Annotated in this window: 8 protein-coding genes; 3 read left to right on the forward strand and 5 right to left on the reverse strand. The window is 44.1% G+C overall.

The annotated features are described in order from the left end of the window. Positions 1-5: 5 nt before the first annotated feature. Together DC094_RS03705 and DC094_RS03710 are read left to right on the forward strand one after the other, a co-directional pair. Positions 6-1,949: an ATP-binding response regulator gene (locus DC094_RS03705; protein ID WP_158527203.1), complete on the forward strand. Its 1,944-nt coding sequence runs from the start codon at positions 6-8 to the stop codon at positions 1,947-1,949. Beyond that, positions 1,937-2,548, forward strand: coding sequence for a response regulator (locus tag DC094_RS03710; RefSeq protein WP_116685721.1), 612 nt, complete (start codon positions 1,937-1,939; stop codon positions 2,546-2,548). The genes DC094_RS03705 and DC094_RS03710 overlap by 13 nt, the downstream gene beginning before the upstream one ends. A gap of 46 nt (positions 2,549-2,594) precedes the next feature. Here DC094_RS03710 and DC094_RS03715 read toward each other — a convergent pair whose 3' ends face one another. Next, on the reverse strand, positions 2,595-5,774 hold the full coding sequence (locus DC094_RS03715) for a binary toxin-like calcium binding domain-containing protein (protein ID WP_116685722.1): 3,180 nt from the start codon (positions 5,772-5,774) through the stop codon (positions 2,595-2,597). 158 nt (positions 5,775-5,932) lie between these two features. Here DC094_RS03715 and DC094_RS03720 point away from each other — a divergent pair, with 158 nt between their 5' ends. Further along, positions 5,933-6,964 carry a phosphatidylinositol-specific phospholipase C domain-containing protein gene (locus DC094_RS03720; RefSeq protein ID WP_116685723.1) on the forward strand — a complete coding sequence of 344 codons (1,032 nt, stop codon included), beginning with the start codon at positions 5,933-5,935 and terminating at the stop codon, positions 6,962-6,964. 105 nt (positions 6,965-7,069) lie between these two features. On the opposite strand, the gene fbaA is transcribed toward DC094_RS03720, so the two are convergent. The 4 genes from fbaA to tkt form a co-directional block, all read right to left on the reverse strand. Next, positions 7,070-8,149, reverse strand: a complete 1,080-nt coding sequence (gene fbaA / locus DC094_RS03725; RefSeq protein ID WP_116685724.1) for a class II fructose-bisphosphate aldolase — start codon at positions 8,147-8,149, stop codon at positions 7,070-7,072. Between the two features lie 84 nt (positions 8,150-8,233). After that, complete coding sequence (locus DC094_RS03730; RefSeq protein WP_116685725.1) at positions 8,234-9,394, reverse strand: phosphoglycerate kinase; 1,161 nt, start codon at positions 9,392-9,394, stop codon at positions 8,234-8,236. A 152-nt stretch (positions 9,395-9,546) separates the two neighbouring features. Next, positions 9,547-10,566, reverse strand: coding sequence for a type I glyceraldehyde-3-phosphate dehydrogenase (locus tag DC094_RS03735; RefSeq protein ID WP_116685726.1), 1,020 nt, complete (start codon positions 10,564-10,566; stop codon positions 9,547-9,549). Between the two features lie 4 nt (positions 10,567-10,570). After that, positions 10,571-12,577, reverse strand: coding sequence for a transketolase (gene tkt / locus DC094_RS03740; protein ID WP_116685727.1), 2,007 nt, complete (start codon positions 12,575-12,577; stop codon positions 10,571-10,573). Positions 12,578-12,623 lie beyond the last annotated feature (46 nt).

Raw genomic sequence — 12,623 nt, forward strand, 5'->3', positions numbered from 1 at the left:
GCGGCATGCTTTGGATGCATGCCACCGCTATCTATCCAAACGAATACCCGTATAATGCAAAGAAAAACTCCAGATCTGCACTCCAGAAACAAGGGGAACTCCTGCTTCTTGCCACAAGAGTGATCAGCTTTCTGGAAGGAGAGGCTAGAATGCTCGCCCGAAGCATCAAACTTAAAATAACTGAAGAGTTGCTGATCTACATTACCAAGCAACTGATGGGTGCACTGTCCTTTGCAGTAATAATCAGCTGGTTAATCTGGTCTACTTTATCAGAGCAAATGATTAACAAAACAGCGTGGATCACATACGCCAACTCAATTTTCATTGGTTGCTTATTATTTGTACTATACACAAAGCACACTAACCAATGGCATTCGCTCAGTTTGAAACTCCAGCTAAACCTCCATCGAATAATTGCCTTATTATCCTCATCTGTCTGGCTTATGCTGATATTATCACTTAGCAATATCAATACATCATCCGATATTGCCGCAACACACCTGACAACAATTCTAGTGATTTCTCTTGGCCTCAGCGCAGCTGCTGCTCTGGCAAATTCTGCAATACCTTCAGCATTTTATATTTTCACAACACCAATTAATGTTGCCTTAACCATCAAACTAAACCAACTAACCGAGTTATTCCCATTTGCCATTGCTTTCACTTACATTATACCGTTTTATCTATTATCCCAATTTTACTATGCATGGCATATGCACACACAGTTAAAAAGAGAAGTTACTTACCGACTGGAAAATATTCAACTTGCAAAATTACACGCTTTAGCCAAGGAAAAAGCAGAACAAAGTAATCTGGAAAAATCTCGTTTTCTCGCTGCTGCCAGCCACGATTTGCGCCAGCCCTTACATGCTCTCGGACTTTATTCTGAGCTATTGCTGAATGAAAATGAGATTAATAAAATAAAGCCTCTAGCACAGAGCATCTATAAGTCCTGCGATGGATTGCGTACCATGCTTGATGCAATACTGGATTTATCTCGCATCCAATCGCAAACCATCAAACCCGACCTTCAGGCAATAAACACTAGAGAGGTAATCAATTCATTAAAAGAGAGTTTTTCAGCTGCAGCATATAAAAAAGGTCTTGGACTAAAGTTTTATGGTAGCGACCTTTTATGCCTAACTGATACAACACTACTTAGAAGAATACTTTGGAACCTGGTCAGCAATTCAATTCGCTATACTTATAAAGGGCGAATTATTGTCTGTTTCAGAAAACGCCAGCATAAACTTCTAATTCAGGTATGGGATAGCGGCATAGGCATTGAACCAGAAAATGTAAAAAATATTTTTACTGAGTATTTTCAGGTATCAAACCCTGAAAGAGATCAACAGCGCGGCTTGGGGCTTGGCCTATCAATTGTCGATGGACTTTGCCATACACTCAATACCAAAATACATTGCCAGTCACTTCATGGAAAAGGAAGTTGCTTCTCTTTCTCACAGCCTGTAACACAAGTAGACCTTAAAAAAACCCAAACCAAAGAAATCCCACCGAAAAAAAATATTACTCCGTCAATTTTGCTAATTGATGACGATAGCAATATTCGTAATGCAGTGACACAGCTTTTGAATAGTTGGCAATTCACGATAAAAACAGCAGAAAATACCCTTCAGGCAGAACAATACATTAAAACAGGCTATCAACCGCAAGTCATCATATCTGACTTTCGATTACGCGGCGAAGAAAACGGCATCGACACACTGAACCGCCTAAACCAGCAACTACCTGAGCCTGCACTTTCTATTTTATTGACCGGAGACACCGACCCACAACGAATTAAACAAACAACAATGTCAGGTTTTACCTTACTTCATAAGCCGATACAGCCTGCCAAACTCCGTCTAGTCATCACTCGACTACTCGTAAAGAAACTATCTGAAAACAATAGTCCCATTGAGACACCGAGCCGCACATGCAACAGCTAAATACAAAAGCTAACGTGTTAATTATCGATGACCATGATTTGTTTCTTGACGGAATCAAATTACTATTGTCACAAAACAATGAGCAGTTGATAGTCTTTTCTGCCAACAACACGATACAAGCAACTAAAACCCTACAGCAGCAAAATATAGATCTGATGTTGGTTGATCTGGATATTCCTGGTACCGATGGATTGACCTTCGTTCAATCTTTATTAGAACAAAACCAGATTATTCCATTTTGCATTCTCTCTGCGACTGACAACCCAATGCTGGTCACTAAAGCTCTAAAAATGGGTGCTAGCGGATTCATCCCCAAGTCGGCAAGTGGGCAACAGATGATGAATGCAATAGACCGAATGCTTTCAGGTGAGATTGTTGAAATTCCGCCCGCGTACCTGAACAAACAAGATGGCTATACAACACGACAATTACAAATCCTTCAACTACTAGCCAATGGTCTATCCAATAAAGAAATTGCTCGAGAACTAACAATTTCTGCCGAAACAATAAAATCACACTTAAAAATAATTTTTCAAAAAATGCAGGTAAGCAATCGCACGGAATGCATTGCTCACATAATTAAGAAAAAAGTCATCTAATCATAAAAAAGCAAGACACCTTCAAAGGGTGCCTTGCTCTAAGTTTTTAATCAGATTTTTTTTGAACTTTAAAATTGTATTTGAAACTATATTGAGTGTCTTCTCCGTGCAAAGACCTGATTGGTGTAACCAGCTCACAGCTCTGAGTAAGCGGTAGTTCGCCTTGTGGTGCTCTCCAGAAACCATCAGCACCTGACGAAGCGCAACTTTCCGTTTGTTTTGAATAACAAAACTTAAGTGGATACCAAGGTGAGTAGCTAGGACGGGAATCTATCTCAGCAAAATCATATTGCAAATACAAACACTGCTGATCACTTGCATATACCTCTTTTGAAAAATTGTATGAGACCCCAACAGAATGACCCTGCCTGATTTCACGCTCGCGTAAAATACCACTAAAACTCCCATTATATAAAAATCGGAAAAGCATATCGCACCGATTGTCACCATCACCACACTTCAAATTACGTATCGACCATACTGATAACTTTAATTCATATACAGGAACATCAGTATAAGAAAAGCTATTGGTTTGCTTTATCCATTGACCATTTATCCATGCCACAGCATGATAATCAATACGCTCACCCTCTTTAGTCTGCTCCGTCAAACCCGTCTGAGAGAAGCGATGCCGCATATTATTTTCATCAAAACTATAGATTTCCTCAACTGTCCAACAAGATGACTCTGATTCACCTGATTCACATTGAATTGGCTTTCCTTTCAGATCATTTGAAAAAACAGGGAAACGACTTGTTTCTGGATCAATATTCTTTTGAACATCCTGTATTTTTTTGCTGACAATTAACACTTTATAATCAGCATAGTTCTGACCAGCAGTTACCAGCGCAGCCTGCGGCAAAGCGATTGTAGCGGCTACGCTTGACTCTGATTGGACAAAATCTTCAACCATAGCAATAAGATCGTTAAAAATTGCTGGCTGACGATCTAACTGATCAGATATGCCATCCTGGTCAGTATCCACTTGGAAAGGGTCTGTTGGATAGCGACGCTCAAAATCTGCAACCTTGCATTTTTCGGGAATTGTGAGGAAATTATTTTCAGATGCGTTTTGCGGACTACCCAAGTCAAATCTGTTACGTTTACATTCATCAAAATCCGTAACTCCATCCTCATCAGTATCTGCTTTTATCGGAGAAGAATAGACTTGACGATTTTCAAATTTCTTGGGTTCGGGCACACAAATTGGCGCAGGTAGCCCCTCAATAACGGGCGTATCATCGCACTCGCCATCATGGTCTTTAAAAATTTGAATATCCCAGCCTTCAATTTCATCCTTATCTGTCAAACCATCATTATCGGAATCAACCGACAGGGGGTTACTTCCAAAAGCCAATTCCTGCCTAATCCCTACACCATCCTGATCTTTATCTTCGATATAGATCAGCTTCAGCAAATCACCAGCCTGTAGCCTGATATCATTAAAGTTTTGCCTATCCAGAGATTTAAACACTATCTGCTCAGGCAATTGGGAGATCTCAAGCGCATTATTGTCATAAATTGTCGTAGCCACCTGACCTCGCACTTCGCGACTATGCAAAGCCACCCAATAGTTAGAATGAACCATCTGCTGGCTACAGTCTGCAGCACTGGTCGAGAACATGCCCGGACATACTTTTTGGTTATCTCCGACGCCATTAATCGAAATCACTCGATCAGCATCAACCTGAACGGGTGTTTTTAATATATCAGCAAGAACTTCTTTTAATGGCAGTGTTAAATTACCTGGATTTGCAACCACAGCTACTCGATATTTTTGCAACGATTTTCTGCCGCCATAATCAATTTCGACTGTTGCATTTTTATTAAATAAATCCACTTCATTAAATGCAAAAGCCTTACCCTCACTATCAACCAGCTCGACAGTTGACACATCTATTGCGAGCTGTTCACTATTTATTAAAAGTGAGTTGGCATCTGCCAGAGGCAAAGCGGTATTAAACTCCATTACTCCAGAAGACAAACCTCTGCTTAATGAAAATTCAGGAAAACGATTGTTATCTGTATCAAATGAAAGATTACCAAATGTTGTGGCTATACTCCCTTGCCTATCTAATTGTCTGGCTGACAGGAAAATATTCTTTACCGTAAATGGCATATTACCCCGATTAGTAATCCGGGCCGCAATGCTTAATTCGCCACCCTGAGTAGTCAGATTTCGGCTGTTCTCATAACTATTGGCTCGACTAAGAGTCTGGCTATTCTCCTGGCTCTCGGCAGTCGACCAGGTATAAGAAGTTTCTTCTGTTGTTGTTGTAGACTTACTTTTTGAATAGCCACCACTGATGACTGCCAGAAGCTTGCCATCTGAAACACCACCCTGCCCCCCGAGCTCCCAGCCTTCAGAAGAGCTCTCTTCTACCGCTGTTGAACTGGTATCCGAATTAGATACTTCAGTTCCTCTAGTCTCAGTAGCCGAACGCTCTGTAGTCACGATAGAGGTTTTCCCTACCGAATCTTCTTGGATTAAATCAATATCTGGAGCACTTACCAGGTCAATAGCAAGAATTGGAACATCAGCAATCAGCGGATTAAAATTGTAATTATTCAGCTCAGAATCAAAGCCTAAATTTACAATTTCATACCAGTCATTAAGACTATCACCATCGGTATCGGGCATCACTGGACTGGTTTTATAACTCAAAACCTCAGCACCATCCGACAAACCATCTTTATCGGTATCTTTCAAATCCGGGTCGGTGAAATAAACATTACGCTCATCTTCATCCGTCAAACCATCTTTATCTGAATCCTGCCCCGACTGGTTTGGATTTAGCACTACAAACTGTATTTTTGCCGATGATGCAGCCAACGTATCGTCACTAACAACCTTAAAAGTCAATGCATCTTGACCAACGTAACTGTTAATAGGCACATAGCGCAGTTGGAGCTTTTGCCCTTTAGTTTTACCAACCACACGACCGTTAACTGGAAAACTATCCAGCGACACCGTGTAACCATCTTCAACAACTTCAATCGAAAAATTTACTTCCTCATCGTTAAAAAGGGTATATGCCTGAGCATTGTCTTTGGCAAGCTTTTCAACTTGCTGGGCTGCAAATTTTGCTTCTGAATCATCATCTTTCGGGTTACAACCCGCCGACAAAACCAGAAACAGTGACAGGTAGATATACTTTAAGGTTTTTCCAACAGTTAACCCCTTACCGAAGCCTCGAAGTTCCTGCTTTTTATTATCATAATCCATTCTATTTTCCCATACATGGTCAACGAGATATATTCTATGATTCTGGGTCACAATGAATAACCCCCCGATCGGGGGATATTATTTAACTACTCACCCATGAAAAATCCAACATGTCATTTGCTTGACAATTGTAAAGAAACTCTCAGGAATATATTTTTGTGATTAAAAAGCAAAAAAAAAAAATCATATTAAGGGAAAATAAAATGAAAACATGGATGAGCGAATTACCTGATACAACAAAAATTGTAGATTTATTCATTCCGGGAACACATGATTCTGCGACTTCAGGAATAAACATTCCATTTGTAGTCACTCAGGATAAAAACGTTACTGAACAACTGAATTGTGGGATTCGATTTTTAGACATCAGAATTAACAGAGTCAACGTTCAGGGAGTTGAAGGCCTAGTTCTAGTTCACGGAAAAGTTCCGCTTCTAAAAGAATTCTGGAGTGACGCAATTGATCCGACTAAAGAGTTTCTTCATGACAACCCTTCAGAATTTATCTTTATGTCGATAAAGGAAGGCGAACTTACAGAAAATGGAAGAGTCTCTGAGAATGATGTTGATTCAATTTTGAGCAACGGTGTTTATGTCTCGAGCCAGATTAAATTGAACCAACTCACCGTTAAAGACTGCCGAGGAAAAGTTGTTTTCCTGAACCGTATCAATAGCAAAGGTTATAAGTTTAATAGCAATCAAACCTGCATAGGTGATGACTATTCATTAAACCTGAAATTTCGCGAGCAGGTAATCATCCCTGGCATACAAGAACGGACACAAAGAGTCTGCTGGCCAATACCTGAGCCAACCTGGACCAACCCTTTTAAAACACGTACCGAATGCAAAGAAGTAGTGATTGTTCCAGGAGTTCAGGAGCGAACACAAAGAGTACCTGACTATGTTGATTTCAAAGCTAAAACAGAAAAGGTTAATGCTTTCATGACTTCCAAACGCTCAACAGGAAAGTTAAATATTTGCTTTCTAAGTGCGACCAACGCAAGTGGAAGTACCGAAGGTGCGCTTAGCATGGTGTTAGAGCCTAATGGTGTTGCTAAAAACGCAGCAATACAAAATAGCTGGTTTTGTAGGCACACCCATAGTTTCAAACAAGATAATAAAGGCGGCTGCATTCTGCCGATGGATTACCCTGATCAGGAAGTGATCAATAGCATTATTAAAATGAATTAAAATAACAAAAAAAACGCCGCACCTTTTTTAAAGAGTGCGGCGTTTTTTATTCTGTATTTTATTAAACCAGCGGCTTAATTAATAAGTCGCCAATTCAATATAAAATTACAGTACGTCGATCGCATTCAGGTCAGAGAACGCAGTTTCCAGACGCTCAATGATGCCAACCTGGCCAGCACGCTGCCATACACGAGGATCGTAGAACTTCTTGTTTGGCTTGTCGTCGCCTTCCGGGTTACCCAACTGAGCTTGCAAATAAGCTTCGTTAGTTTTGTAGTAACCCAAAACACCTGCCCAAGCTGCCCACTGAGTATCAGTGTCGATGTTCATTTTGATTACGCCGTAAGAAATCGCTTCGCGGATTTCTTCCAGAGATGAACCAGAACCACCGTGGAATACAAAGTCCAGGCTCTTGTCTGCTAGGCCGAATTTCTCAGAACAGAACTTCTGTGAGTTATCGAGAATCTTTGGCGTTAATTCAACGTTACCTGGCTTGTATACGCCGTGAACGTTGCCAAAAGAAGCTGCGATAGTGAAACGTGGGCTAACCGCGTTCAATTTCTCATAAGCGTAAGCGACGTCTTCTGGCTGGGTGTACAGCAAAGAGCTGTCCATGTTGGTGTTATCAACACCATCTTCTTCACCACCAGTACAGCCCAGTTCGATTTCCAGCGTCATGTCCATCTTGGACATACGCGCTAAATATTTAGCAGAAATCTCGATGTTTTCTTCCAGTGTTTCTTCTGACAGATCGATCATGTGAGAAGAGAACAGTGGCTTGCCAGTTTCAGCGAAGAATTTTTCACCTTCGTCTAACAGCGCATCGATCCAAGGCAGCAATTTCTTTGCCGCGTGGTCGGTGTGCAGAATCACTGGAATACCATAAGCTTCAGCAACCGCGTGCACATACTTGGCACCAATGATTGCGCCCAGTGCACCAGCTGGTTGACCTTCAACCTTCAGACCCTTACCAGTAAAGTAGCTAGCGCCACCGTTAGAGAACTGAACAATAACCGGTGATTTAACTTTGGCAGCCGCTTCTAAAACAGCGTTAACTGAATCGGTGCTTACTACGTTAACTGCTGGTAATGCAAACTGATTGGCTTTGGCAATTTCGAATACTTTTTGTACGTCGTCGCCAAAAATTACACCAGGTTTTACAAAATCAAAAATTTTCTGAGACATTCTATTAATCCTGTTTCTTCAATATTGATCGCATGCATGAAAGCAATGCGATCTTTTAGGAAAGATGTGTTCAAGCGACCAAGATTACTTGGCGCAAGATTCCAACATAGCCACGGCTGGCAATTTTTTGCCTTCCAGGAATTCTAGGAATGCGCCACCACCGGTAGAGATGTAGGAAATTTTATCCGCGATATCGTACTTATCGATCGCAGCCAGAGTATCGCCACCACCTGCAATTGAGAAAGCAGCGCTTTCAGCAATCGCCAGAGACATACCCTTGGTGCCGCCACCGAATTGATCAAATTCAAATACGCCAACGGGGCCGTTCCAAACAACCGTGCCCGCTTTAGCGATGATCTCAGCGAAGATCGCAGTGGTCTGCGGCCCTACGTCTAAAATCATGTCGTCTTCTGCAACGTCAGCCACCAGTTTGGTTTCTGCGGCTGCAGTTTCTGCAAACTCCTTGGCAGTCACTACATCGACTGGCATTGGGATTTCACATTTTTCCATCAGCTTTTTAGCATCTTCAAGCAGGTCAGCTTCATACAAAGACTTACCCACTGGGAAACCTGCTGCTGCCAGGAAAGTATTAGCAATACCGCCACCCACAATCAGCTGGTCAACCTTGTCAGACAAAGAATCCAATACGGTCAATTTAGTGGATACTTTTGAACCACCAACAATCGCCAGCATCGGTGCTGCTGGAGCCAGAACTGCCTTGCCTAACGCGTCAAGCTCTGCTGCCAACAATGGGCCTGCACAAGCAACTGGAGCAAACTTGGCAACACCGTGGGTCGATGCTTGCGCGCGGTGCGCAGTACCAAAAGCATCCATTGCAAATACATCACACAAAGATGCATAAGCCTTGGCTAACTCTTCGTTATCCTTTTTCTCACCCTTGTTAAAGCGAACGTTCTCTAACAGAACCACTTCGCCTTCGGCTACGTCAAAACCTGCCTGCCAATCTTTAACCAGACGTACTGGCTTGCCGAGCATGCCACTCATGTGATCAGCAACGGGCTTCATGGAGAAAGTTTCGTCATATTCGCCTTCAGTCGGACGACCGAGGTGAGACATTAAAATTACTTTGGCGCCTTTTTCTAACGCCATGGTGACCGTAGGCAGCGAAGCGCGAATACGCGCATCAGAAGTTACCTTGCCGTCTTTAACTGGAACATTCAGGTCCTGACGAACCAACACCCGCTTACCGGAAAGATCAAGATCACTCAGCTTCTGCACATTCATAGGAATCACACCTTATAAAACAGCTAATCAGTTAAAATTTCGGGGCAAATTTTATCGTCTAACGCTTGCTGATGCATTGTCACAGCACACTTTTATCCGCAAAGCTCAACCAACAAAATTCACCGATACTCACGCATATCACAATTGCTGCTTCAGCATTTGCGCATTAAGTTAGCCACATCCAGCATTCGACTGGCATAGGCCCATTCGTTATCAAACCAAGCCAGCATTTTAATCAGCCTGCCACCATTTACTCGAGTCTGAGTCGCATCAACAATCGTCGAACGCGGGTCATGGTTGAAATCGCAAGAGGCTAGAGGTTCGTTCGAAAATCCCAACAAGCCTTTTAACGGCCCCTGTGCTGCTGCCTTGGCTAACAATTGATTCACTTGCTCCAGTGAGGTTTCACTGCGAGTCCGCAGCACAATGTCCATTGCTGAAACATTGATGGTTGGAAAGCGCAAATGAGACGATTCCAGCTTGCCTTCGAGCTGCGGCAAAATACGCGCAACACCTTTAGCAAGGCCAGTATCGACTGGAATAATCGAATGGCCTGCGCCTCGATTACGTCGCAAGTCATCATGGTGGAATGCATCAATCACCGGCTGATCATTCATTGCCGAGTGCAAAGTGGTTACTGAGCCATGCTCAATGCCCCACTCGCGGTCGAGCAAATCAAGAATCGGCACCAGACAATTGGTGGTACAGGATGCGGCAGAAACAATGGTGTGCTCAGAACGAACCACTGGATGATTCACGCCATACACCACTGTGGCATCCATGTCGGCATCGGAAGCGCCAGGGTTGGATAACAGCACTTTTTTCGCACCGGCCTGAATATGTAACTCGCAGGCAGCGCGAGTATCAAATCGGCCAGAACATTCGAGCACCAAATCGACATCGAGTTCTTGCCAAGGCAAGGCCGATGGATCGGCTTCGTGCAACAAACGGATTGAATCACCATTAACAATCAGGCGTCCATCCTGCTGCTTAACATCACCAGGGAAACGTCCGTGGGTCGAGTCAAAGCGGGTCAGATAATCGATAGACTGCACTGGTGCCAATTCATTAATTGCCACCAGTTGCATCTGCTCACGAGCACCGTTTTCATACAGTGCTCGCAAGACGCAGCGACCTATTCGACCATAACCATTAATGGCAAGTCGCAACATTTATTTAGAACTCTTCCAGCAGTTCGTCAGCAATGGAAACCACATTTTCAACCGTGAAACCAAACTCCTTAAACAGCTCACCTGCAGGTGCAGATTCACCGAAAGTTGTCATGCCAACAACACGGCCTTCCAAACCAACGTACTTGTACCAGAAGTCTGCAATACCTGCTTCAACCGCAATACGGTTAGCCACTTGTGAAGGCAATACCGATTCACGATACTCAACATCTTGCTTATCGTAAGTGTTGGTACAAGGCATAGAAACCACACGAACCTGAGCACCCTTCTCACGCAGAACTGCCGCAGCGTTCATGACCAGTTCAACCTCAGAACCGGTTGCGATCAGGATTAACTCAGGCTCTTCAGCTTCACAATCGCTCAGTACATAACCACCGCGAGCGATGTTAGCGATAGTCGCTGCATCACGTTGCATGTGTGGCAGACCTTGGCGAGAGAAGATCAAAGCAGATGGCGCGTCAGCGCTTTCAATTGCTTCTGCCCAAGCCACCGCAGATTCAACCGCATCACATGGACGCCAGGTCGCCAGATTTGGCGTTAAGCGCAGTGAAGAGATTTGCTCTACAGGCTGGTGAGTAGGACCGTCTTCACCCAGACCGATTGAGTCGTGGGTGTAAACAAACAGGCTGCGCTGCTTCATTAAGGCGGCCATGCGAATTGCGTTACGTGCGTATTCCATAAACATCAGGAAGGTTGCGCCGTAAGGAATAAAGCCACCGTGCAAGGTCACGCCATTCATGATTGCGCTCATACCGAATTCACGAACACCATAGCTGATGTAGTTACCGCTAGCGTCGTCACCGGTGATGATCTGAGTACCAGACCAGTCAGTTAGGTTAGAAGGCGTTAAGTCAGCAGAACCACCCAGCAGTTCAGGCAGAACCGGTGCGTAGGCTTCGATAGCCTTCTGTGAAGATTGACGGGTTGCCAGTTTAGCGGCAGAAGCGTCAACGTCGGCAATGTACTTGGCACGAGTTTCTGCCCAGTTTGCTGGCAGTTCGCCCTTCATGCGGCGCTCAAATTCTGCCGCCAGCTCAGGGAATTCTGCAGCATAGGCAGCGAAACGCTCGCCCCACGCAGATTCTTTAGCAGCACCCGCTTCACGCGCGTCCCACTGTGCAGCAATATCTGCAGGAATTTCGAAAGGCGCGTGTGGCCAGCCGATGTTTTCACGGGTCAGTGCGATTTCTTCATCACCTAGAGGTGCGCCGTGACAAGCGTGGCTACCGGCCTTGTTTGGAGAGCCCATACCAATAATCGTTTTACAGCAGATCAGCGTTGGCTTGCCAGTTTCAGCTTTAGCCGCTTCAACCGCAGCTTCCAATGCTTCGGTGTCATGACCGTCTACTGCTGGAATGACATGCCAGCCGTAAGCTTCAAAACGCTTAACTGTATCGTCAGTGAACCAACCTTCTACTTCACCATCGATAGAAATGCCGTTGTCATCATAGAAAGCAACTAACTTGCCCAGTTTCATAGTGCCAGCGAAAGAGCAGGCTTCGTGGGAAATACCTTCCATCATGCAACCGTCACCCAGGAATGCCCAAGTGAAGTGATCAACAACGTCATGGCCCGGCTTGTTAAACTGAGCTGCCAAAGACTTCTCAGCTAACGCCATACCTACTGCGTTGGTGATGCCCTGACCCAATGGGCCAGTCGTTGTTTCAACACCAGGTGCATAGCCGTATTCAGGATGACCTGGAGTTTTTGAATGCAACTGACGGAAGTTCTTCAGATCGTCAATTGACAGATCGTAGCCGCTCAGGTGCAACAAGGAATACATCAACATAGAACCGTGGCCGTTAGACAGCACAAAACGGTCGCGATCAAACCACTCAGGATTAGTCGGGCTGTGCTTCAAATGGCCGCGCCACAGCACTTCGGCAATATCCGCCATGCCCATAGGTGCGCCTGGGTGACCAGACTTGGCCTTTTGAACAGCATCCATACTTAACGCGCGAATTGCGTTGGCGAGGTCTTTACGGGATGGCATAAATCGCTACTCCTGCTTAATAAGATATCTAAGGGGTCTAAAATTG

It is taken from the genome of Pelagibaculum spongiae (assembly GCF_003097315.1).
GTDB lineage: Bacteria > Pseudomonadota > Gammaproteobacteria > Enterobacterales > Pelagibaculaceae > Pelagibaculum > Pelagibaculum spongiae.